The sequence below is a fragment of the Enterobacter sp. Tr-810 genome, assembly GCF_011752765.1.
Lineage (GTDB): Bacteria > Pseudomonadota > Gammaproteobacteria > Enterobacterales > Enterobacteriaceae > Enterobacter > Enterobacter soli.
The window spans coordinates 904497-927444 of sequence record NZ_VWWW01000001.1; the positions used below are offsets into that span (position 1 = coordinate 904497).

The following is a 22948-nucleotide window of genomic DNA, read 5'->3' on the forward strand; positions in this document are numbered from 1 at the left end:
ACGCGATTAAGCACTCTAATAATTAGCTATTTATCAGCCCTAACAGCTCATCTCGTTTTGTTTCCATCAAATCCCAGTCTGCATCCGTTTCGACATTAAGGCGCAGAAGCGGTTCTGTGTTAGACGTACGAATGTTGAAACGCCAGTTGGAGAACGACATGCTCAGACCATCCGTATAATCAATATCAATGGCCTGCGATGAATAACGGGCTTCGATATCTGCAATTAACGTTGCGGCATTGACCACTTTACGGTTGATTTCACCCGAAACAGGGAATCTGGCAATACGTGATTTCACCAGCGAGCCAAGTGAGCGACCCGATGTTAAAACAAGCTCAGCAACCAGAAGCCACGGGATCATTCCACTGTCGCAGTAGGCAAACTCCCGGAAGTAATGGTGAGCACTCATTTCACCACCGTAAACCGCGTTCTCTGAACGCATACGCTCTTTGATGAATGCATGGCCGGTTTTAGACATCACTGGGATACCGCCCGCCGTCTCAACAATATCAACGGTGTTCCATGTCAGTCGCGGGTCGTGGATAATTTTCGCGCCAGGTTCCTTATTCAGGAACGCTTCCGCCAAAAGCCCGACAATATAGTAACCCTCGATGAAGTTTGCTTTTTCATCGAAGAGGAAACAGCGGTCAAAATCACCATCAAACGCGATACCCATATCCGCCTGAGTGGCTAAAACAGCATTTGCCGTATCCTGGCGTGCTTCAGGTAACAGCGGGTTAGGAATGCCGTGCGGGAACGCACCATCCGGGTCGTTATGAACTTTATGGAATTCAACCGGCAAACCTGCCGTTTTGAAGCGTCGTTCAATTTCGTCAATGACGTGTCCCGCGGCACCATTACCGGAGTTAATGACCAGCGTCATTGGCTTGATACGGAAATTATCGAGATTTACATAGCCCAGAAGGTGATCAACATACTCATTCAGAATAGTAACTTTCCTGTAGCTCCCTTTGCTTTCATGGGGGGTAAAGTCGTTGGCTTCCGCCAGGCGCTGAATGTCTTTTAAACCGGTATCACCGCTGATTGGACGGGCGCCGCTGCGAACCAGCTTCATCCCGTTATAGTTGATTGGGTTGTGGCTGGCGGTCACTTCAATGCCGCCATCGACGTTCAGATGGAAGGTGGCAAAATAAATCTCTTCTGTTCCGGAAAGTCCGATATCAAGCACATCGCAACCGCCATCCATCAGCCCTTCTGCCAGCGCCATCTTTAATGACTCACTGGTCAGACGTACATCGCCGCCCACGACAACCTGCTTTGGTCCCAAACACTGTGCATAAGCGCGGCCAATACGCCAGGCGATATCTTCATTAAGTTCTTCACCTAATTTCCCACGGATATCATAGGCTTTAAAACAGGTTAACTTGTTATTATTTTTATCGTCCATTACGAAATCCTTAGTACGTCATCTTCGCCCAAATAACTACCAAACTGAATTTCCAGAATCTCCAGATTTATTTTTCCAGGATTCGACAGCTTATGTTTTTTCCCAACTGGAATGGTCGTTGACTCATTTTCAGTGAGATAAATTTCATTACCTTCAACACCAATTAATGCCGTTCCGGTCAGGACAACCCAATGCTCAATACGATGATGATGCAGCTGAAGAGAGAGTTCGCCGCCAGGAATAATGGTCACGCGATTCACTTTATATCGCGCATCACGCACCAGGGTTTCGACATGGCCCCACGGCATATAGCGCGTGGTATGTTCACGGCATTCGCTTCGCGCATTTGCTTTGAGGTGTTCAACAACAACTTTAACGTCCTGGACATTATCTTTATGGGATACCAGAAGCGCGTCTTTGGTATTCACGATAATCAGGTCATCGACCCCTAACGCCGCGGTCAATTTACCTTCGCTGCGAATATAGCAATCACGCGTTTTATGGGTAAAGACATCGCCAATCAGCGCGTTACCCTGCGCATCGTGGGCAGAGGTTTCCCACAGTGCAGACCACGAACCCACGTCATTCCAGCCAGCATCCATTGCCGTCACGATGCCCAGCTCAGTATGTTCCATCACGGCGTAATCGATTGAATCTGAAGGGCAGCAGTTGAAAATCTCTTTATCGAGTTTAATAAAGTCGAGATCGTTGACAGGCTGCTGCATGGCATTTTTACATGCCTCAAGGATTGACGGGCAAAACTTCGCCACTTCGTTCAGATAAGCAGAAGCGCGGAACATGAACATGCCGCTGTTCCACAGGTACTCTTTGCTTTCGAGGTAAGAAACTGCGGTTGCCTGGTCGGGTTTTTCAACAAATCGCTTAATTTTCCAGGCCGTTGAATTTCCCGCGTGCTGCACTTCGCCGCGCTGAATATAGCCATATCCAGTCTCAGGCTGCGTGGGCACAATACCAAACGTAACCAGTTTTCCGTCTTCGGCGAAAGGAATTGCGTCGGTAATAACCGAATGGAATGCTGTGTTATCGGCGATGAGGTGGTCGGCTGCCAGAATTAACATCACAGGGTCCTCCCCTGTTTCCAGCGCATGTAAGGCAGCCAGAGTGATAGCCGGAGCGGTGTTACGACCAACAGGTTCAAGAATGATGTTGCCGGCCAGTTTGCGCATTTGCCTTAACTGTTCCGCCACCAGAAAACGATGATCTTCGTTACAGATAACAATCGGATCTGCCACGTCCAGCCCATTCAGACGCGAGATCGTGTTTTGCAGCATTGATCCCCCCTGATGGAATGAAAGGAATTGCTTGGGCTGCAACTCTCGAGACATCGGCCAAAGTCGACTCCCTGTTCCTCCTGCGATCACCACTGGAAGTAACATCCTGCTTCTCCTGCTTTGCTCAATACGGGTTTGTGTGTAAAAAAGGCACGCTACCGCCCCTGGCTTACGCTACCAGAAGCAATATTCGAAATTGATATTTCCCGGGCTGCATGTGTCGTTCGGTTGCAGGCGGATTAACAATAAGGTATTCGGCAGCGTTGATGCCAAAATCTGAATTCGTGTTTGTATGCTTTATATAAGACAAAAGACCACTCTGAAATTTCAGGGTAGTCTCCTGTTTTACTATGCCATCAACAACGGTCGTTTAGTCATGCGTTTCTAGCAGCTTCTTAATGCTCTCGCGGAACTTCTGCCCTTCTTTCAGGTTGCGCATTCCGTAGTTCACAAACGCCTGCATGTAACCCATTTTCTTACCACAGTCGTAGCTGTCACCGGTCATCAGCATGGCGTCAACGGACTGTTTCTTCGCCAGCTCTGCAATGGCGTCAGTCAGCTGAACACGATCCCAGGCGCCAGGGGCTGTCTTCTCAAGTTCAGACCAAATGTCAGCATTCAGAACATAGCGGCCAACGGCCATCAGATCAGAATCCAGCGTCTGTGGTTGATCCGGTTTCTCGATAAACTCAACAATGCGGCTCACCTGACCTTCGGATTCCAGAGGTTCTTTGGTCTGGATGACGGAGTATTCAGACAGATCGCCCTTCATGCGCTTCGCCAGAACCTGACTGCGGCCGGTTTCATTGAAACGCGCAACCATAGCGGCGAGGTTGTAACGCAGCGGATCGGCGGTTGCGGTGTCCAGAACGATGTCTGGCAGTACAACAATAAATGGATTGTCACCCACAACAGGACGAGCACAAAGAATGGAGTGCCCCAGACCCAGTGGCTGCGCCTGACGAACGTTCATGATGGTCACGCCAGGAGGACAGATCGACTGAACTTCGGCCAGCAGCTGGCGCTTCACGCGCTGCTCAAGCAGCGCTTCGAGTTCGTAAGAGGTGTCGAAGTGGTTTTCTACCGCATTCTTGGATGAGTGCGTCACCAGAACGATTTCTTTGATCCCTGCGGCAACAATTTCGTCAACGATGTACTGAATCATTGGCTTATCAACGATTGGCAGCATCTCTTTAGGAATTGCCTTCGTGGCTGGCAGCATATGCATACCCAGGCCCGCCACCGGAATGACTGCTTTCAAATTAATCATTATTTCTTCCACCTTAAAATGGTTGACGAATTATAGCTCTTTAACCTGTTTTCGCCAGCATGATTTACCGTAACCTTCAGGTGATATTACGCTTTACCATCACAAATTACAGTAGTTGCATTCTGAATCACGCGCGGATTCATACCAGGAATTATCGCAAAATAGCAAAATCCGGGTTAACCGTGCGGCAGTCTAAAATTTAGCCGATCCGTATTCACGATTTGCTGATCAACCCGGTCAATATCTACCGAACTTTGCCCCTTCTCATTTACTGCCTTGATGTTTGCCAGAGACAACAACGTCTCCTCTTTGGCCATAAACTTGCCCCGGACATCCTTGCGGAGATCAAAGTTCATCTTCAGTGCCGGGCCGATGGTGGACTCTTGCATCACATTGATATTGCGCAAAAAAAGATGTTGCGGTTTATTGTGAAGCTCGAGGGTTGCGCGCGTCATGTTGACGTTGGTGATGGCGACAAAAGAGGTGGCATTGCCGGATGAAATCTGGATACCGCGCAACTTATAATCAAGCTGCCTATTATCCAGGCTAACATCATTGATTTTAAAGTTCTGCGGTATTGAAAGATAATCCCCCTTAATTACCCCATAGCCAATTAACATGCCAGCGCTATTGACCATATCAATATTATCAATAACAAAGTTATCGCAGCCGTAAATAGCTACCGTGGCATTATCAATTCCCGCTTTTTTACTGAAATCAGGGGTGATATTTTTGGCTTTCACATTACGAATAATAAAGTGTTTGCCGTTTTCCACATGGACTAATTGCCTGCAATTGCTTCCAGTAATATTCGCCACCACGAAATTCTTCACCGCCTGCTTTTCAGGATAATCATTGTCATAGGTACTTCCGGCAAGGCCGATGCCGATGCCCCAGTTGATCTTGCCGTTGGTACAGTTGATGTTATCGATAACATGGTCAGAGATCAGGATATCCTGGTCGTTAATGGCCACGTTCCATTCGATGGCATCCCCCTGTAAATGGCTAAAACGGCTGTTGGTTATGCGCGCACCTGCCACCTGATTATGAAATCCCTGGCGCAGGATAGCGTAATTCGCCTGCGTCACAGTAATGTCATCAATAATAAGGTTCCGCATAATTTGTGGCTTTTTACCCCCAATATAAATCTGGGTAACGGGGCCAAAACCACTCATCGCCAGCCCACGGATAACACAATTCGATCCGCGAACGTCCAGGGTGATATTTTCGCTACGCCCTCCCGCTTCACCGATCACCTGGCAGCCATCCTGTAACACAAAGCGACCACGTCCGTTGCCCGTCAGCGCCCCACGGATCAGTAGCGTTTTACCCTCAGGAATAAAAATACCGGTATTGATGTTGTCACAGGTGAAGCCAGCGGGAACCACCACGGTATCGCCTTCGGCAAATGCCTGCTTAAACGCGGCGATCCAGTCATGGTTGTTGTACTGATTGATGTTCACCGTGCGGCTACCGGCCGCCCTGGCAACAGGAGAAGAGAACAACGGGGTTGCAGCCAGCACAGAGCAGGCCGAAATAAATGAGCGTCGGGTAATTTTTTTCAGCATACAACCTCGGCGTTAAAGCGTGTGTAACAGGCAGGCCAGTTCGCGGTTTATCACGCGCTGGTTAAACTCAGCTTCTACCTTCCGGCGCGCGTTATGCAGCACGGGGATCAGGTCCTGCGGGGCGATATGGCTAAAGGTTGCCAGACGTTCGGCTAGTGCCGGTGCATCGTTTTCAGGTACCAGCCAGCCAGAGTGATCCGGCTCGATAAGTTCAGGGATGCCGCTGTGTAATGTCGATACCACCGGGATCCCCACTGCCATGGCTTCCATCAGTGCAACCGGGATCCCCTCCATATCGCCATCCGTACCAGTTACGGAAGGCAGCAAGAAGACATCCGCCTCGTCCAGCATGGCTTTGACTTCATGGCTCGGTTTGAAACCGGGCATCTCGACATAGCCATCAAGCTCATACTGTTCGATAAGCGTGCGCAGGCGGCGTTCCCACGGGCCGATCCCCAGAATGCGATAGTGAAACGCCACCCCTTGTTCTTTCAGTTGCCGACAGGCCTCAATGGCCACATGCAGCCCTTTTTTCTCGGTCAGACGGGCAACAGAGATGATTTGCAGCGGTTTACCCGGCACCTTGACCGGGCGCTGGGTGAAGCGATCCATATCCACGCCCATGCGCGAAACGGTGATCTTCTCTCCCGGGCATCCCATGTTTTTCAGGCGCCCGGCCCACAGCTCGCTGATCGGCAGCATCATGTCGCCCCGACGGAAAAGTTGCTGATATTCTGGGGTGTAGTGGTTCAGCACTTCACGGCTTGAAATATCAATTCCGTGGAAAATGGTCGCGATTTTACCGTCAATGACGCCTAACTCGCGTAATTTCGCTGCGGTAACACCTGCCGGACCAAAGTGGGCGATAAACACATCCGCCTGATACGGCCGGGGCGTTTGCCCGCAAATTGCCGAGAGGATCAGGTTGCGCGACTCAGCGCCGTAGCGCGAAATGTTCAACGCCCGCCACGTCGCAGGGCGGTGAATCCCGCACAACGTCTTAACGGCGCGATAGTGAAGTTTGCTCAACCGCCCACGCGGCTCATCCTGTAACCAGCGGGTTTTAGCTTCCAGTCCGTACTGGGTCCACGCCGCGTGGGTGTTTTGCGTATCGCCCTTTTGCAGGGCGATAATCTCCACGTCATACCCCATATCGATAAACGCGGTTATCTGGTTCAGGACAAAGGTTTCTGACGACAACGGAAATTTCAGTAAGAAGAAACCAACCTTCATTTCCCCTCCCCGACACGGTCGAGAACGGATTTCACCATCCCAATACCTTTTTCGCGCTCCAGTTTCACCGCCACCGCCAGGCGTTCATTGATGGCCGGAAGCTGCCCCAGCGTATCTGCAACCATCCCTGCAAGCGAGCCATCCAGCAGATGACGAATATCCACCGCCATCTCAGGCATTCCCAGTTGCTGCATAATACCGGCCGATTTATGTTCATAGTTGATGGCAATCGCCGGCGTACCAAAGTTCATCGAGATAATCGCCGAATGCAGGCGCGTCCCCACGGTCAGGTCGCAGGCTGCGAGCAACTTGCCCATTTCAAGATCGTTCAGTTCGTCCATCACCACGTGATAACGCGACGTATCGTTGATGTGCTGACGCAGGTTCAGCGCCACCATACGGTCATCTTTGTTGTAGCTGTCGATACCGGTACAGGTAGAGAGCGCCAGCACCTGATAGCCGTCATCCAGCAAGCGGTTTACCACCCCGGCAAAGGCTTTCTCATAAGCCGCCTGCGTTGTCCCCAGACGTTTATCAAAAGGGGCAAGCTCGCGCAGAGTAATTGCCACGGTTTTCTGCTTCGCCGCGACGTCCAGCCAGTGCTGTACCGCATAGCTTGCCTGGAAATGTTCGTTCTGATTTTCCACCAGCCAGGCAGTATCTACCCCGTGTTCAACTTTAGAGGTGTCGATTTCGCTGCGTTTCATCAGGTCGAGGCTGACCGATTCGCGCAGGATCAATGCATCGCAGTGGCCAAACACATAGTTGGCCAGCTGATTAAACTGTGGATCCTGAAAAGGCCCCACGCTGTGTCCAATCATAAACAGCGGTTTTTTGGCCATAAATGTGCAAAGCGCGTGCTCAAACTGCGGCACGCCATAGAGATCGACAAAGAACGATCCCCCCACCTGAATGATGGCGTCGTAGCCCGAGAGCAGACGGACAAAGTCGGTGAACCCCTGGGCGATGGCGATGTTTCGCAGTTTTCCGGTGTCGGTCACGCGCGACAGCAATACCTGGTGCTGATAGCGACGGCGCAACACCTTCTTTACCCGCCCCATTACGCCTGCGGCGTTGTTGTGCTGTTTCATCTGACTGTACAGCGGGTCACCCATTACCGGCCGGTTAAGTAACCAGGAGGAGCTCACCGGGTAGCGGCTCATCACGTCCACTTCGATGTCAGGATTGAGCGTGTTAATGGCATCCAGCAGACCGCGCAGAATGGCGCTATCACCGCGGTTACCGCAGGTATGGTTGCCAAGAATCAGTAATTTCATAATGACCTCTTAAAGGGGTTCTTGCTTCATCGGGTGCGGCCAGATGCACGCACCCCGGCCCTCTCCCGCAGGAGAGGGAAAAATTAGCCTGCGCGAAGCAGCATTTTCATTTTTTCGTTACGGCAAAACTGGCGCTTCATCTCTACCACCAGCGCATTACGCGACAACACGATCATCACGCCAAATGCCAGCGCGCCCGCCGCAATCTGTACTGCCAGCAGTGCCGCTAAAGGCAGATGGCCATTCAGCACCACGCCCAGGCCATAACTCACCGCCAGGGTCGGCAAAGACAGGTACAGCGGCAGCCACAGGCTCAGGATGTACTGGCGGTAGCTGGAACCCAGTACCGGTTTAATCATCACGAAATAGCTCAGAACGGTATTGATGATTTGCACCAGCAGGAACCCCAGGGTGACCCCAATCGCGCCCGCCAGATGCCCGCCGACGATAATCGCCGGAACAAACAGGAACGTTTTGAACACATTGAATTTAAAACTGATATCGACACGTGCTTTCGCCATTAACAGCGAACCGATCGGATTACCAACGGAGCGCAGCAACCCCACCACGCACAGCAGTTGCAGAACCGGAATGATGCTGACCCACTTCTCACCAAAGACCAGCGGCACCACATTGTTGGAAACCACCATCAGCCCCAGCAGTACCGGGAAGTTAATAATCCCGACCACCGAAAGCAGCTTGTAGAAGTTGACGCGCAGCTTCTCCGTGTCGTCCTGAATTTTGGCGAACGCCGGGAACAGCACGCGGGTGATGATAGGGTTCAGCTTCATCGGCGGAACAACCGCAACGTTATAGGCCAGGTTATAACCGCCCGCGACGCTGGCCCCCAGAATGCGCGCCAGCACCAGCGTGGACAGGTTGGTGTTGACGTAGTTGATAATGCTGTCGGCCGTCAGCCATGCGCCAAAGCGCAGGTTCGACGACACAGACGCCAGCGAGAAATGCAGCCCCGGGCGGTAGATCTTACGGCCAAAGTAGCCAAACAGCAGCGTACGTACGGCGGAGTTCACCAGGTAGCCCAGGATCGCGGTTAACGCCAGCGGCCAGAAATGCGCGCTCACCACGGTAAAGGTAAAGCCCGCCAGCACGGCACTGGTTTCAATCATGCCAATCTTGTTGAACTCCAGCTCTTTTTGCATCAGCGCTCGAAACTGCTGGCCGTGCGGGATCACCACAAAAGCAAAAGAGAGGGTACGCATCAGCGGGGCCAGATCCGGGTTATGCAGCACGCCGGCAATCACGTCGCTCAGCAGAAACACCAGCACAAAGACAGTGATCCCTAGCCCCACGTTCAGCCAGTAGAGCGTGGTCAGCTCAAGCTGGCTAATCTCTTTACGCTGGATAATCGAGTTGGCGATACCAAAATCAGACAGCGTGTCGGCAAGCGCAATAATCACCAGCGACACGGTCAGCAGACCGAACTGGTGATTATCGATAATGCGCGCCAGCACCGTCATCTGCACCAGCCCCAGACCAATGATGACAATGGTCGCCATTGCCGACCATTTTGCGCCGCTGATGGTTTTTTCACGTAAACTCATGACCGTTCCTTAATACGCCGCTTTGTTCACAAAGCCTTTAAAGATGGTCAGAAAGACGATTTTGATATCAAACCAGAGACTCCACTCACGGATGTACTCGAGGTCAAACTCAATACGTTTTTCCATTTTTTCCAGGGTGTCGGTTTCACCGCGCCAGCCGTTAATCTGTGCCCAACCGGTGATCCCCGGCTTCACTTTGTGGCGCAGCATGTAACCCTCAATCAGCGAGCGATACTGCTCGTTGTGCGCTACCGCATGTGGGCGCGGGCCGACGATGGACATGCCGCCGGTAAAGACGTTGATAAACTGCGGCAGCTCATCCAGCGAGGTACGACGCAGGAAATTCCCCACCCGGGTCACGCGCGGATCGTTTTGCGTCGCCTGCGTCACCACTTTGTCGTTTTCCATCACCTTCATGGAGCGGAACTTCCACACCATGATGGGCTTGCCATCCATGCCATAGCGGGTCTGACGGAAGATAATCGGGCCTGGAGAGCTGAGCTTCACCGCCAGCGCAATGCAGCACAGTACCGGGGAGATCAGCAGTAAAATCAGCGAAGAGAGCAGGATATCTTCCACGCGCTTGAGCACGCGGTTAATGCCCGAAAGTGGCGTATCGTACAGCGGCACAACGGGCACGCCGTTCACTTCGTCGATACGTGAATGCAGGATATTAAAGGTAAAGACGTCAGGAATGAGGATCACCGAACAGGTGGTATCCGCAAGCTCTCGCACCAGATGTTTAATGTACGACTCATCGCTCATCTGCATGGCGATGTAAACGTTGTGGATCTTGCCAGCCTTCGCGTCGTCAATCAGTTGTTCGAAATTGCCCGCCCAGTCGGCAGATACGCCGCCCGGTTTGGCGTCGTGGTAGATCCCTACCCCTTCCAGCCCCAGCCACGGCTCTTTGCGAAAACTGTCCAGCAGCACCTGCCCTACCGGTAAATCGCCTGCAACGGCCACATAGCGGGTGTTGTAACCCCGGTTACGCAGCCAGCCCGCGAAGTAGCGGATCAGGGAACGGCAAACCACCATGCCCAGGCTGGTTAAGACATACCAGCAAAGATAGGTCACCAGACGGGTGTCAAAATCATGGCTGAATGCCACCAGCCCTGCGCTGAAAATCAGGCTTAACGTCCAGTTCTGAATCAACAGCAGCAGCTCGGTGGTAATTTTTACGCCGCGCCATGAACGGTAGAAATCCGTCACCCCGCCGATCATCTGAAACACCACCAGCGCAATCAACGCCATCAGCAAATGCATGTAGAAGAATGGCTGTCCGCTTATCCGGCACACCACCCACAATCCACCGACCATGATGGTGATGTCAGAAAATCGCTGCACCATAGAGATTAACGATGCATTCGTTCTGGCTCGCTCGCGCTTTCTTAGATTCGTCATCGTTGTTCCTGTTATCGGATCCCCCTCCCATCGGGAGGGGGCAAGTTTTACTGATTCAACAACGCCAGAATGTCCTGCGTTCGCGCTTCCATCAGTGGGACATCCGCCCGCGATTCCACATTCAGACGCACCACCGGCTCGGTGTTTGAAGAACGCAGATTGAACCGCCACTGCGGGAACGACATGCTGATGCCATCGGTACGATCAATTTCCAGCGCGTGGAGGGCAAAGTGCTGCTCTACGCGGGCGATCGCCTCGGCCGGCAGCGCCAGCTTGCTGTTGATCTCTCCGCTTGCCGGGAATGCCGCCATACGGTCACGTACCAGTTCGCCCAGCGACTGACCTTTCAGGCACAGCAACTCTGTCACCAGCAGCCACGGGATCATCCCGCTGTCGCAGTAAGCAAAATCACGGAAATAGTGGTGGGCGCTCATCTCACCGCCGTAGATGGCATCTTCTTCACGCATCCGCTCTTTGATGAACGCGTGGCCGGTTTTGGACATCACCGGCTTGCCACCTGCAGCCGCTACCACATCGACGGTATTCCACGACAAACGCGGATCGTGAATGATCTTCGCCCCCGGATTTTTCTCGAGGAACGCTTCCGCCAGCAGACCAACGATGTAATAGCCTTCGATAAACTGACCTTTTTCGTCGAACAGGAAGCAGCGGTCAAAGTCGCCGTCAAAGGCGATACCCATATCGGCGCCGTGCTCGATCACCGCGTTGCGGGTGTCATCGCGACACTCTGGCAGCAGTGGGTTAGGAATACCGTTCGGGAAGTTACCGTCCGGGGTGTTGTGCACTTTAATGAAGGTGACCGGAACGTTCAGCGCCCTAAAACGTGTTTCCAGGGCATCGACAACCGGGCCTGCCGCACCGTTCCCGGAGTTAATCACCAGCTTCAGCGGCTTGAGGTTTGCCACGTTGATGTAGCCAAGCAGATGGTCGATGTACTCTTTTTGCAGATTGATCTGTTTGTAGCTACCGCGTTTTGCTGCATCCACCGGCGGGAAGTCGTTGGCTTCTGCCAGACGCTGTACGTCGCGCAGGCCGGTGTCGCCGCTGATCGGGCGTGCGCCCTTGCGCACCAGCTTCATGCCGTTGTAGTCCATCGGGTTATGGCTGGCGGTCACTTCGATACCGCCGTCCACGCCCAGGTGGAAGGTGGCGAAATAGATCTCTTCCGTACCGGAAAGACCAATATCCAGCACGTCGACGCCTGCATCCTGCAACCCTTTTGCCAGCGCGTTTTTCAGTGACGCACTGGTCAGACGGACATCGCCGCCTAAAACAATGGTTTTTGGCTTGAGATATTCACCATACGCACGGCCAATACGCCACGCGATGTCTTCATTCAGCTCTTCGCCCAGCTTGCCGCGAATATCGTAGGCTTTAAAACAGCTTAATTTTTCCATGATGACCCCTTTTTCAGGCAACAGTTGGCCCGCCCGATTAACAGGCAAAATTGTTTTTATTCATTCGTAGGCCGGATAAGCGAAGCGCCATCCGGCGTTAAAGACGGTGCTAGACCCGGCCGTAACGATCCTGGAAGCGCACAATGTCGTCCTCTTCCAGATACGAGCCAGAGCGGACTTCGATCAGGTCGAGCGGAATTTTCCCTGGGTTTTCCAGGCAATGCGTCGCGCCCAGCGGGATATACACCGACTCGTTTTCACCAATCAGTTTGATTTCACCGTCGATGGTCACTTTGGCGGTTCCGGCCACTACGACCCAGTGTTCGGCGCGGTGGTGATGCATCTGCACAGACAGCCCTTCCCCTGGCTTCACGGTGATGCGTTTTACCTGGTAGCGATCGCCGGAATCGATGGAGTCATATTTGCCCCACGGGCGATACACTTCGCGGTGAATGTGGTGTTCATGGCGGCCATCAGCCTTGATCCTTTCCACCACTTTTTTGACGTCCTGAACTGCGTTACGGTCAGCAATTAGCACGGCATCTTTCGTCTGAACGACCACCAGATCCTTCACGCCCACCGTGGTAACCAGTCCGGATTCAGCGTACACATAGCTGTTCTCCGTTTTATGGCTGATTACATCACCATGGTGGACATTGCCCTCCGGGGTGTGCGCGCTGATCTCCCACAGGGATGACCATGAGCCAACGTCGCTCCAGCCCGCATCCATCGGCACCACCACCGCATCGGCGGTGCGCTCCATCACGGCATAGTCAATGGACTCTTCCGGACAGGCGAGGAAGGCTTCTTCATCCACCCGGACAAAGTCGAGATCCGGGTCAACCGCATCCATGGCTTTTTCACAGGCGCTGAGGATATCCGGGCGGAATTTTTCCAGCTCTTCCAGATAGCGCCCGGCGCGGAACAGGAACATACCGCTGTTCCAGTAGTATTCACCGCTGGCGACATACGCCTGCGCGGTTTCCAGATTCGGTTTTTCGACAAACTGCGCCACGTTAAACGCCAGGCTCTCGCCTTCGCCCGGCGTGACATCGCCCCGGCGAATGTAGCCATAACCGGTTTCCGGCAGGTCTGGCACGATCCCGAAGGTCACCAGCTTGCCGCTCTCGGCGTAAGGAATGGCGGAACGTACCGCGTCACGGAAGCTGTCTTCCTGCTGGATAACATGGTCAGCGGCCAGCACCAGCATCATCGGATCACAGTCCGGGCAGCTGCGTTTTGCCGCCAGCGCTGCCAGCGCAATGGCAGGTGCCGTATTACGTCCCGCCGGCTCCAGAATGATGTTTTCAGTCAGCTTGTTGAGCTGACGCAGCTGCTCGGCCACGATAAAGCGGTGTTGTTCATTACAAATCACCACCGGGCTTTCGCACTCCACGCCGTTCAGACGGGACACCGTCGTTTGCAGCATGGTGAGATCCCCTTTCAGGCAGAGGAACTGTTTTGGATAGAGCACGCGGGACAGCGGCCACAACCGGCTACCAGAGCCACCAGCCATCACGACCGGAAAAAGTTTGGTTTGACTCATCATTTATCCCCGTATATCTGCAATAAATTGGCTAAGGACGTTCTCTTTTTCGAGCGTCCGCCCGGCATATTCACGTGCCACGATGTTCTCTTTGGGCAGCGCGAGCGCCTGTTCGATCCCGGTAACCAGCGCCTCAACGGACTCTGGCTCAACACAAACCGCAATTCCCGGGTAGCTGTCGCACAGCTGACCCAGCTCGGTATCAGCCTCGGCAGTGATCACCGCATTACCGCCTACCGCCAGAATGTTGGTCAGTTTTGATGGCAGCACAGCATCTGCTGCACCGCGTTTTTGTACCACCAGATGGCAGTCCCCCATCTTCAGCAGCGCCGGCAACGCCTCGTACGGCTGAAGCGGGTAAAATTTCACGTTTGTCAGGCCACGTTCGCTGACCATTTTTTCCAGGCGCGCTTTACCGCCCCCCTGCCCGACAATCACAAACGTCAGGGCATGGTTGCTAAGCTGTTCGGCCGCCTCAACCACGCTTTCAAGCCCCTGTTTTTCACCGATGTTGCCCGAGTAAAGAATGATTTTTTGATCTTCAGGCAAACCGAGTTGTTCACGCAGCGCCAGGGCATCGTGTTCAGATACATCGCGAAAACGCGCCACTTCTGACCAGTTCGGGAAAAAGATCACTTTTTCCGCTGCGACGCCTTTCTCCTGCGCTTTATTCATCATCGAGCGCGAGATGGTCGAGACGTAATCCACGTTGTGCAGGCCACTACGTTCAAACGCGCTGGCCAGTTTTGCCACCTTGCCACCCTTGCTTTTCCCGGCCATCCCCAGTCCCAGCATGGCGTCCACTTCGTAGTCCTGGATGTGCAGCAAAGTTCGCGCACCTGAAAGCTTGCCCAGCAGGCGCATTCCTGGTGTGCAAAACAGCGTGGGCACCACGCCGATAATCAGTTCAGGTTTCCAGCGACGCTGCGCCATCAGCGGGAAAAAGCTGCTCAGGGCAAAACTGCCGAGATGAATTAAACGTTTCAGCGTTGACGGCTGTGTTGGCACATACAACGGGCAACGCCAGACGGTTGCAGCGCCCTGTTCACGGCGATAGCGCCAGCCCGAGTAGCGCGCGCCCACCTGCCATTCCGGGTAGTAAGGTGGCGCGGTAATGACCCGCACGTCATGTCCCTGCTTCGCCATCCACTCAACCATTTCGCCGGTGTATTTCCCGATGCCGGTAAGTTCCGGCGAGTAGTTGATTCCGTATACGAGGATTTTCATATGCCCGGTACCCCGGCCTGAGGTTCTGCGAGGAAATAGGCCCGACTGTTGTCATGCACATTGTCGCTTGCCAGTAACGCCTCTGGCGTCTGCCAGCGGTAATCGTCATGCTGCGCATCAGGCAAACGCAGGTCTGCCTGATTCACCCTCAGGCGAAAACCGAGCACCACGTAGTGCGTGGTGAAATCAGCCCCGGAAAAGTTATCGTCGTAGAAGTGCTGCCAGACCCCGTAAAACTGGCCTGCGGACTGCGGCAAGCGCAGCCCGAGTTCCGCCAGGGTAAGACGCGCGAAAGCATCCGCGAGCGTCTCATCCTTCTGTACACGTCCACCGGGTACGAACCAGTACCCTTGTGCAGGGCGGTTGGTTCGTTTCCCCAGCAAGAACTCGCCGCGCTCGTTCTCCACAATCAAATCGATTGAGATAAGCGGAGTGGAACGGACTACCGTGGCAAAGTCTTCCTGATTTAAAAACATGTTTACCCCCGGAAGCGGTGCTGGTTTTCCAGGAACCACAGATAGGTGCTGGCAAGCCCCTGCTCAAGTGACACCTCGTGATACCAGCCCAGCTGATGCAGGCGCGTGACATCCAGTAACTTACGTGGCGTGCCGTCAGGTTTAGTGGCATCGAACACCACGCGGCCTTTGTAGCCCACCACCTTCGCCAGGGTTTGCGCCAGCTCGCGAATAGTGCAATCCACGCCGGTCCCCACGTTAATGTGTGAGAGCATCGGTTGCGTGTTTTCCTGCCACACTTCGCGATCCAGTTCCATCACGTGAATACTGGCTGCCGCCATGTCGTCCACGTGCAGAAACTCACGCATTGGCGTACCGCTGCCCCACACCACCACATCCGGTGCGTTTTCAGCCGTTGCTTCGTGAAAGCGGCGCAGCAGCGCCGGGATCACGTGCGAATTGCTCGGGTGGAAATTATCGTTCGGCCCATACAGGTTGGTCGGCATGACCGAGCGATAATCGCGGTCGTACTGGCGGTTATAGGACTCGCACAGTTTGATCCCGGCAATTTTGGCAATGGCGTAAGGCTCGTTGGTTGCTTCGAGCGTGCCTTGCAGCAGCTCGCTTTCCGCCATCGGCTGTTTCGCCATTTTCGGGTAGATACAGGATGAACCGAGGAACAGCAGCTTATTCACGTTGTGCAGATGCGCGGCGTGAATAATGTTGCTCTCAATCATCATGTTCTCGTAGATGAAATCAGCCGGGTAAGTGTTGTTAGCGACAATACCGCCCACCTTTGCCGCCGCCAGATACACCTGATCGATACGCGAATCTGCAAAGAAATCCTGCACGGCTTTGCTGTCGAGCAAATTCAGCTCGTCACGCGTACGGACAATCACCTCAACGTCACCACGTTGTTCCAGCTGGCGGACAATGGCGGAACCCACCATGCCGCGATGACCGGCGACAAAAATACGTTGTTTGGTCATTCTCAGGACTCCAGCGCGATGGCAACCTCGTAGCCGTGGGACTTCAGCAGTGAGTGTTTCTTCGCCGCTTCAAGATCTTTGGCTACCATTTCAGACACCATCTCCTGAAGGGTGGTCTCTGGTTTCCAGCCCAGCACTTCGTGCGCTTTGGTTGGGTCGCCCAGCAGGGTTTCCACCTCAGCAGGACGGAAGTAACGCGGGTCAACCTGAACAATTACGTCACCCGGTTTCACGCCCGGTGCATCATGACCAGTTACGGAAACAACAATACCTTTCTCGTCAACGCCGGTGCCTTCAAAGCGCAGTTTAATGCCCAGCTGTGCCGCGGCCATTTCCACGAAACGACGCACGGAATACTGCACACCGGTCGCAATCACGAAGTCTTCTGGTTTGTCCTGTTGCAGCATCATCCACTGCATTTTCACGTAGTCTTTGGCATGGCCCCAGTCACGCAGGGAATCCATGTTGCCCAGGTGCAGGCAAGACTCCAGACCCTGTGCAATGTTGGCGATTGCACGGGTAATTTTACGGGTCACGAAGGTTTCACCACGGCGCGGGGATTCGTGGTTGAACAGAATGCCGTTACACGCATACATGCCGTAGGATTCACGGTAGTTTACGGTGATCCAGTAGGCGTACAGTTTGGCTACCGCATACGGCGAGCGTGGGTAGAACGGAGTGGTTTCTTTCTGCGGGATTTCCTGCACCAGGCCGTACAGCTCAGAGGTAGACGCCTGGTAGAAACGGGTTTTCTTCTCAAGACCGAGGAAGCGGATCGCCTCCAGCAGGCGCAGCGTACCCATGGCATCCACGTCGGCGGTATATTCCGGGGATTCAAACGACACGGCCACGTGGCTCATCGCACCCAGGTTGTAGACTTCATCCGGCTGTACTTCTTGCAGAATACGGGTCAGGTTGGAGGTATCCGTCAGGTCGCCGTAGTGCAGGTGGAATTTCGGGTTTGTCGCATGAGGATCCTGATAGATATGGTCCACACGCTCGGTGTTGAACGAAGAGGCACGACGTTTAATACCGTGTACTTCATAACCTTTCTCCAGCAGCAATTCTGCCAGGTAAGAACCATCCTGTCCGGTAACGCCGGTGATGAGAGCGACTTTAGACATATTTATTTCCTCTGTACTTATCAAAGTTTTTCAGTTTCTACGCGTTCGCGTATCACCACTGCGGGATTGCCCCGGCAAACCTTATTTGCCGGAAGCGATTTAAAAACGCTGCTGCGAGCGCCAATAACGGTGCCATCGCCAACAGAAACACCCGGAGCGACAAAAACATCTGTCGCCAGCCAGCATTTTTCGCCAATCACTATTGGCGAAGCGGTAATATCAAAATGCTGACTCATAAAATCGTGACTACCGGTACACAAATAACACTTCTGAGATACCACTGAATTTGCCCCAATGGTGATATCACCCAGGCTATATAACACCGCGTCATCCCCCACCCAGGCGTAATCACCGAGCGTTAATTTCCACGGATACGTAATTTTGACTGACGGGCGAATGACTACGTTTTTTCCGATTTTTGCACCGAACAAGCGTAATAAAAATGCGCGCCAGCGATACAGTATTTGCGGTGACCAGGCAAATAACGTGGCCTGCACTGCCCACCATAACTGCACCTTAATACCGTTCCCGCCCCGAAAACCTTTCGGCACGGAGAATCCCTTGAGTTCCTGCATTACGCTTCCTTATATTCAGGCTTTGTTATATAAGGCTTTCGTTTTACCCGTCGTTTTCAGACGCAATAAATAGGACAATTCCGCCAGTGGCCCCGGCATTCGCAATATATTGCGCTGCACGTTTTTTGCATCCTGGCACAATTCCAGATTATTCGAGGTTGACACCCCCCCCATCGAAAATTCAGACACCGTGCCTTTAATTCGGCGAAACGGGTAACCCGACTTATACAAACTTGCTGCCAGTGCATAATCTGATGACACTTTATACTGCAAATCATACGGCTGTTTTTTCAGCCCTGCGGTGGGGAAGAAAATAGCCTGATGGCTGGCCGGTAAACTGTGGTAGATATACCAGCCGGGTTTCGCACTACGCAGAACTTTATGGTCATCACCGAAATCCAGAAGCGCATCACCGATATACATGGCGTCCTCTTTCTGGCGCGCCAGCTGACGGGCAAAGAGTGCAACATCTTCATGGAACACATCACCGGAATTCAGAAAGATGGCATAGCGCCCCTGGGCCATATCGATGCCCTTGTTCATGGCGTCGTAGATGCCTTTATCTTTCTCGCTGATGTAACGTAAGTTGAACTCCCCGTTGAGTTTTTCCAGAAACTCAGCCGTACCGTCATTCGAGCCGCCATCCACGACAATCCATTCAAATGTGAGGCTTGGATCGCGTGCCAGGTTGCGCAGCGAGCGCCATGTTTTTACCACGCCTTCATAATTGCGAAAGGCGACAGTAACCACACTAAGAAACATAAATCACCTCATTTCGTCATACACGCGTAATATTGAGCGCCTTGCGCAGAATAAACGGACAGACAATTAAGAAAGCATATTCCGGGCTAAATATTGACCCCGTAAAGAACAACGACACTGGCGTAAAAAGATAAAGTTGTACGCGAAAGTTCTGGTTATCCCCAAACGCGTTAATCATCATTTTGAAAACTTTAAACAGGTACCACAGTGTCAACAATACGGCGAACCACGAAAAATAAATAATTAACAGATACAGACCATTGTCTATGGTTTTACCGACATCTGCACCGTTAAAGATTCCGAATGATGCAACATATTCGTAAAGTGAGCCAAATCTGACTACGCCATCAATGTGGGTTAATGAATATCCCACCATCACCAGTGGCCCAATGATGCGATAATAAGACGACGAACCTTCCGTTCCCAAATCTCCCAGACGCTCTGAGATGTACGGAAAAGCAAATATCACGCCAACTAAAAACACCGTCAGGGAGATAATCGCCAGCGGCAGTTTTTTCTTTATCGCATCCTTATTCAGGTACTGAAACGCCCACTCCAGCAGGTAGAACAATATAAACGTCATCACCCCAGAGAAAGAGCCTGACAGAACAATCCCTGCAAGAATCATAGCATCGGTCTTAGGGGTTTTGATACCAAACTGTTTGATGCTGAGCCAAATTGAGATTAACGCCAGAGCAAAAAATGCCGGTTCAAAATAGAGCGCGGTGGTGCGCTTGCCGCCAAACTTAATGAAGTTCAGTACATAGCTGTTACTGTAAATGAGATATTTCGAAATTATCTCCATCAGGCTACTGCCACCGGTCAAAATAATTTGCGCCATTTCCAGCGCAGCCAGCATGACAATTAACGTAACGGCAATATAAAAGAACCTAAGGATTTTCCGATAATTGTGCGGTGAAATAGTTTTAAAGCGAATACTCCAGACCATGCCAATAATAATGACGATATAAACAAACAGCATGGTCGAGGTGACGTATTTGCTGGCATCCAGCGACTGACCAAAGATGTAGTTAAATGCCGTCAGACCAAATCCAACGCCGAGGGCAATCATCAGCTTTTTCAGGCTGATTTTTTCGACATACAGCAGCAGTAAGACCGGCAGGAACGTCACAATAGTGATGGGGAAGCTTTCGCCGAGCTGGGCAATCTTGACGTTGACCAGCAGGTAAATCAGCGGCAGCAGCAGATAACTACAGATTCTGATAGAACGAGACATATTCCTCCAGCATCTGTTGGCCACTGTACGCCTTTCGGCTGCGGTTGCGGAACGATTCCAGGTCAGTGCCAAAAACGGCCTGGGCGACGGCGGGCTTTGGCAGTTGCACCAGCGGCAGCACCTCATTTTCACTGAACGTTTTGCCGCCAGATTTTTCCAGCACTTCGCGCGCTGCGTCGCTGTGGGTGGCAATCACCGGCACGCCAATTGACAGCGCTTCACACAGGATTAACGGGTAGTTATCCACGCGGGAGCTAAAGACCAGCGCATCCATGCCGTTCAGCGCGCTCATCAGTTTACGTTTGTCGGTTTCGAACCCGTGATTCACCACGTTCGCCCCTTCAAACGGGGAAAACTTGCCGAACGTATGCAGCTCTATCTTGTCGCCGAGCGCCATCATGTCGCGCACCAGCTGTTGATTGGTTTTGCCGTCGTAACGCAGATCGTGAGCCACCACGGCAATTTTCGGTTTGCCGGTGGTGTGCGCCACCGGTTTCAGCTCAGCCAGGATCGCTTCGGTTGCCACATCGATCCCATTATTGATGATTTTGCAGCGCCCTGCCCCGTACAGGCTGTTAAAGGCATCGGCCACATGCTGACTGGGGGAGATAAACGTGCAGCCGAGCGCGAGCATCTCGCGAAACAGCTGGCGTTTTCCGGCCACCAACTGGTGCGCCCGGTCCACTTTTACCGGTGGATAGTTGGTCAGCGTTGGGCACTTCTGGCATTGCGTTTTCCAGCCTTCGCAACCGTCAGTAAAGGCACAGCGCCCGGTTACGCTCCAGTGGTCATGCAGCGTCCAGACAAAGGTGGTGTCCGGTTTATGCGCTTTCACTTTTTCGCAAAAGGCCACCACCTCTTCCAGGTTCAGCCAGTAGCTGTGCAGCACATGGAAATGCAGCACCACGGGCCCGGCCGAGCGCGTTACCGTGCGGTACAGGCTGTTCAGATTGCCGAACAGATCGCGGTTAAACAGACGGAAAAGCGCAATGTTGGCGATAGAAGTCACGCGCGGGGTCTGTTTCACCACCTGCGGATAGTCATCGTGGCTGACGCTTTTTTTCCCGCCTTTGCCATAGCCGTAGATGAAACGCGACTGTAATCCTTTTTGCAGCGCGCGCTGGTGAAGATCCAGCGCCACGCCTGCCGCCCCGCCCTCGGCCAGACGAACGTTAAATTGCAGAATGTTCATTTGATCACCTTCACGCGGGCTTTCTCGCCCACCACCAGCGCGTTATCAGGAATGCTGTCCAGCACCACGCTGCCTGCACCAATGGTTACGTTGTTACCCACGGTAATGTCGCCGATGATCACCACATTGGCGCCCAGCTCGACGTTATTACCGATGACAGGGCACGCAAGGCTTGCTGGCCCACGGTTCCCGATGGTCACCGCGTGGCGAATGGTGAAGTCATCACCCGCGACCACGAACTTATTGATCACCACGGCATAGCCGTGATGGATGGTGAAGCGGCGGCCAATGGTGGCGGCTGCCTGAATTTCGTAGCCAAAAAAACATTCGGTAATGATGCGGTACAGCACCAGAACCGGCGCTGCCCAGATATTGTTCAGCACGTTTTTTTTGCGCCAGACCGAGCAAAAATGTGCGATGCGATAGGCCAGAACCATGCAGCAAGGGCGCAGGCTCCAGCTGTTCGCGCGGCAATCTTCCAGAAACATTATTTCCCCCGAAGTCCATCAGCCAGACGCTTGGTATTGCGTACAGAAAAGAGCGTCAGCAGCGTGCGCCAGTTCATGCGCTTATTGCGGATCTGATAGAGGGTAAAGAGCTGATACTTACGGCTTGCACGATCGAACTTGTCTTTGTGCTTGCGGTAAAAGTGGAAGTAGCCGGAAAATTTTTTCGGCGACGAGGTGATTTGCATCTCCCCATGATTGATATGCAGGATTTGCGTGGCTTCCTCCACTTTCCAGGGTTCGCCATACTCCACCACCATGCGCAGGAAAATATCGTAGTCCTGCGCCGCCTTAAGTTCGGTATCGAACAAGTTTTCTTTAAAGCGCCAGGACCAGGAGAAGACCTGATTACCAATGATATTGCGCTTGTAAAACAGGCGACGGGAGTAAGGCGACTTCGGATAAAGCGGCAGACTCGCTGGCTGCGAATAGACTTCACCCTGGCAGACATAATCATTGGCATACAGAAACGCATGAGTAACCAACTGATGTTGGTGTGACAGGAAGGTCGAAAGACGGTTGGGGGTCCATTCGTCATCGTCATCAATCCCGGTTAGATACTGCCCTTGCGCCTGCAATATCGCCTGGTTACGTACCGCACACGCCCCGGAGTTGATGGCGTTATGCGTGTACATAACCCGCGGGTCATTAAGGTCAGTCACGAATTTTTGCAGTTGTTCGTATGAAGAGGAGCAGTCATCAACGATGAGCAGTTCCCAGTTGTCGTAGTCCTGACGCAGGACCGACTTAATTGCGCGGATCGCCAACTGCTGACGATTCCATGTCGGCATATAAATAGAAATCAAAGGGCGTTGTGTGGTCATGGTATTCCCCTCACCCCAGCCCTCTCCCTTTGGGGAGAGGGTGAAAGGCAACATGTCGTTATATCCCGCACCGTCTGGG

General features: G+C 52.9%; 20 protein-coding genes. All 20 read right to left on the reverse strand.

The genetic code is table 11. The features are described 5' to 3' along the window. Nucleotides 1-22: 22 nt before the first annotated feature. Nucleotides 23-1408, reverse strand: a complete 1386-nt coding sequence (gene cpsG / locus F3J30_RS04345; RefSeq protein WP_166716141.1) for a phosphomannomutase CpsG — start codon at nucleotides 1406-1408, stop codon at nucleotides 23-25. Then, on the reverse strand, nucleotides 1408-2805 hold the full coding sequence (locus tag F3J30_RS04350) for a mannose-1-phosphate guanylyltransferase/mannose-6-phosphate isomerase (protein ID WP_166716144.1): 1398 nt from the start codon (nucleotides 2803-2805) through the stop codon (nucleotides 1408-1410). The genes cpsG (F3J30_RS04345) and F3J30_RS04350 overlap by 1 nt, the downstream gene beginning before the upstream one ends. 265 nt (nucleotides 2806-3070) lie before the next feature. Continuing rightward, a complete protein-coding gene (gene galF / locus F3J30_RS04355) occupies nucleotides 3071-3970 on the reverse strand; it encodes a GalU regulator GalF (protein WP_166716146.1) in 900 nt (299 codons plus the stop codon). Between the two features lie 176 nt (nucleotides 3971-4146). Next, entirely contained in the window at nucleotides 4147-5538 is a 1392-nt protein-coding gene (gene wcaM, locus F3J30_RS04360; RefSeq protein WP_166716148.1) for a colanic acid biosynthesis protein WcaM, read from the reverse strand. Nucleotides 5539-5550: 12 nt separating this feature from the next. Then, nucleotides 5551-6771 (reverse strand): colanic acid biosynthesis glycosyltransferase WcaL, encoded by a 1221-nt coding sequence (gene wcaL, locus F3J30_RS04365; RefSeq protein ID WP_166716151.1) that lies wholly within the window; start codon nucleotides 6769-6771, stop codon nucleotides 5551-5553. Further along, a complete protein-coding gene (wcaK, locus tag F3J30_RS04370) occupies nucleotides 6768-8048 on the reverse strand; it encodes a colanic acid biosynthesis pyruvyl transferase WcaK (protein WP_166716153.1) in 1281 nt (426 codons plus the stop codon). Before wcaK ends, wcaL begins: the two co-directional genes overlap by 4 nt. Nucleotides 8049-8131: 83 nt before the next feature. Further along, the gene (gene wzxC, locus F3J30_RS04375) at nucleotides 8132-9610 is read right to left on the reverse strand and encodes a colanic acid undecaprenyl disphosphate flippase WzxC (RefSeq protein ID WP_166716154.1); all 1479 of its coding nucleotides are present in this window, start codon (nucleotides 9608-9610) and stop codon (nucleotides 8132-8134) included. A gap of 9 nt (nucleotides 9611-9619) precedes the next feature. Further along, nucleotides 9620-11014 (reverse strand): undecaprenyl-phosphate glucose phosphotransferase, encoded by a 1395-nt coding sequence (gene wcaJ, locus F3J30_RS04380; protein WP_014070928.1) that lies wholly within the window; start codon nucleotides 11012-11014, stop codon nucleotides 9620-9622. A 47-nt stretch (nucleotides 11015-11061) separates the two neighbouring features. Next, nucleotides 11062-12432 carry a colanic acid biosynthesis phosphomannomutase CpsG gene (cpsG, locus tag F3J30_RS04385; protein ID WP_166716155.1) on the reverse strand — a complete coding sequence of 457 codons (1371 nt, stop codon included), beginning with the start codon at nucleotides 12430-12432 and terminating at the stop codon, nucleotides 11062-11064. A 109-nt stretch (nucleotides 12433-12541) separates the two neighbouring features. Further along, a complete protein-coding gene (gene cpsB, locus F3J30_RS04390; RefSeq protein WP_014070930.1) occupies nucleotides 12542-13978 on the reverse strand; it encodes a mannose-1-phosphate guanyltransferase in 1437 nt (478 codons plus the stop codon). Between the two features lie 3 nt (nucleotides 13979-13981). Continuing rightward, entirely contained in the window at nucleotides 13982-15205 is a 1224-nt protein-coding gene (gene wcaI / locus F3J30_RS04395) for a colanic acid biosynthesis fucosyltransferase WcaI (RefSeq protein WP_166716157.1), read from the reverse strand. Then, nucleotides 15202-15681 carry a GDP-mannose mannosyl hydrolase gene (locus tag F3J30_RS04400; protein WP_166716160.1) on the reverse strand — a complete coding sequence of 160 codons (480 nt, stop codon included), beginning with the start codon at nucleotides 15679-15681 and terminating at the stop codon, nucleotides 15202-15204. The genes wcaI and F3J30_RS04400 overlap by 4 nt, the downstream gene beginning before the upstream one ends. 2 nt (nucleotides 15682-15683) lie before the next feature. After that, nucleotides 15684-16649, reverse strand: a complete 966-nt coding sequence (locus F3J30_RS04405; protein ID WP_166716162.1) for a GDP-L-fucose synthase — start codon at nucleotides 16647-16649, stop codon at nucleotides 15684-15686. 2 nt (nucleotides 16650-16651) lie between these two features. Then, complete coding sequence (gmd, locus tag F3J30_RS04410; RefSeq protein WP_014070934.1) at nucleotides 16652-17773, reverse strand: GDP-mannose 4,6-dehydratase; 1122 nt, start codon at nucleotides 17771-17773, stop codon at nucleotides 16652-16654. Nucleotides 17774-17793: 20 nt separating this feature from the next. After that, a complete protein-coding gene (gene wcaF, locus F3J30_RS04415; RefSeq protein WP_014070935.1) occupies nucleotides 17794-18348 on the reverse strand; it encodes a colanic acid biosynthesis acetyltransferase WcaF in 555 nt (184 codons plus the stop codon). A 15-nt stretch (nucleotides 18349-18363) separates the two neighbouring features. Then, nucleotides 18364-19110 carry a colanic acid biosynthesis glycosyltransferase WcaE gene (wcaE, locus tag F3J30_RS04420; RefSeq protein ID WP_166716166.1) on the reverse strand — a complete coding sequence of 249 codons (747 nt, stop codon included), beginning with the start codon at nucleotides 19108-19110 and terminating at the stop codon, nucleotides 18364-18366. A 16-nt stretch (nucleotides 19111-19126) separates the two neighbouring features. Beyond that, a complete protein-coding gene (gene wcaD, locus F3J30_RS04425; RefSeq protein WP_014070937.1) occupies nucleotides 19127-20347 on the reverse strand; it encodes a colanic acid polymerase WcaD in 1221 nt (406 codons plus the stop codon). Next, a complete protein-coding gene (wcaC, locus tag F3J30_RS04430) occupies nucleotides 20322-21539 on the reverse strand; it encodes a colanic acid biosynthesis glycosyltransferase WcaC (RefSeq protein ID WP_166716169.1) in 1218 nt (405 codons plus the stop codon). Before wcaC ends, wcaD begins: the two co-directional genes overlap by 26 nt. Continuing rightward, nucleotides 21536-22027 carry a colanic acid biosynthesis acetyltransferase WcaB gene (gene wcaB, locus F3J30_RS04435; RefSeq protein ID WP_014070939.1) on the reverse strand — a complete coding sequence of 164 codons (492 nt, stop codon included), beginning with the start codon at nucleotides 22025-22027 and terminating at the stop codon, nucleotides 21536-21538. Before wcaB ends, wcaC begins: the two co-directional genes overlap by 4 nt. Beyond that, entirely contained in the window at nucleotides 22027-22869 is an 843-nt protein-coding gene (wcaA, locus tag F3J30_RS04440) for a colanic acid biosynthesis glycosyltransferase WcaA (RefSeq protein ID WP_014070940.1), read from the reverse strand. Before wcaA ends, wcaB begins: the two co-directional genes overlap by 1 nt. Nucleotides 22870-22948: the final 79 nt, after the last annotated feature.

Excerpts from the sequence above, each read along its gene's own strand:
- wcaK (WP_166716153.1), bottom strand. The coding sequence starts at position 8,048 with ATGAAATTACTGATTCTTGGCAACCATACCTGCGGTAACCGCGGTGAT.
- wcaI (WP_166716157.1), bottom strand. The coding sequence starts at position 15,205 with ATGAAAATCCTCGTATACGGAATCAACTACTCGCCGGAACTTACCGGC.
- gmd (WP_014070934.1), bottom strand. The coding sequence starts at position 17,773 with ATGTCTAAAGTCGCTCTCATCACCGGCGTTACCGGACAGGATGGTTCT.
- wcaF (WP_014070935.1), bottom strand. The coding sequence starts at position 18,348 with ATGCAGGAACTCAAGGGATTCTCCGTGCCGAAAGGTTTTCGGGGCGGG.
- F3J30_RS04405 (WP_166716162.1), bottom strand. The coding sequence starts at position 16,649 with ATGACCAAACAACGTATTTTTGTCGCCGGTCATCGCGGCATGGTGGGT.
- wcaM (WP_166716148.1), bottom strand. The coding sequence starts at position 5,538 with ATGCTGAAAAAAATTACCCGACGCTCATTTATTTCGGCCTGCTCTGTG.
- cpsB (WP_014070930.1), bottom strand. The coding sequence starts at position 13,978 with ATGAGTCAAACCAAACTTTTTCCGGTCGTGATGGCTGGTGGCTCTGGT.
- F3J30_RS04350 (WP_166716144.1), bottom strand. The coding sequence starts at position 2,805 with ATGTTACTTCCAGTGGTGATCGCAGGAGGAACAGGGAGTCGACTTTGG.
- F3J30_RS04400 (WP_166716160.1), bottom strand. The coding sequence starts at position 15,681 with ATGTTTTTAAATCAGGAAGACTTTGCCACGGTAGTCCGTTCCACTCCG.
- cpsG (WP_166716155.1), bottom strand. The coding sequence starts at position 12,432 with ATGGAAAAATTAAGCTGTTTTAAAGCCTACGATATTCGCGGCAAGCTG.
- galF (WP_166716146.1), bottom strand. The coding sequence starts at position 3,970 with ATGATTAATTTGAAAGCAGTCATTCCGGTGGCGGGCCTGGGTATGCAT.
- wcaB (WP_014070939.1), bottom strand. The coding sequence starts at position 22,027 with ATGTTTCTGGAAGATTGCCGCGCGAACAGCTGGAGCCTGCGCCCTTGC.
- wzxC (WP_166716154.1), bottom strand. The coding sequence starts at position 9,610 with ATGAGTTTACGTGAAAAAACCATCAGCGGCGCAAAATGGTCGGCAATG.
- wcaD (WP_014070937.1), bottom strand. The coding sequence starts at position 20,347 with ATGTCTCGTTCTATCAGAATCTGTAGTTATCTGCTGCTGCCGCTGATT.
- wcaJ (WP_014070928.1), bottom strand. The coding sequence starts at position 11,014 with ATGACGAATCTAAGAAAGCGCGAGCGAGCCAGAACGAATGCATCGTTA.
- wcaA (WP_014070940.1), bottom strand. The coding sequence starts at position 22,869 with ATGACCACACAACGCCCTTTGATTTCTATTTATATGCCGACATGGAAT.
- wcaC (WP_166716169.1), bottom strand. The coding sequence starts at position 21,539 with ATGAACATTCTGCAATTTAACGTTCGTCTGGCCGAGGGCGGGGCGGCA.
- wcaE (WP_166716166.1), bottom strand. The coding sequence starts at position 19,110 with ATGTTTCTTAGTGTGGTTACTGTCGCCTTTCGCAATTATGAAGGCGTG.
- wcaL (WP_166716151.1), bottom strand. The coding sequence starts at position 6,771 with ATGAAGGTTGGTTTCTTCTTACTGAAATTTCCGTTGTCGTCAGAAACC.
- cpsG (WP_166716141.1), bottom strand. The coding sequence starts at position 1,408 with ATGGACGATAAAAATAATAACAAGTTAACCTGTTTTAAAGCCTATGAT.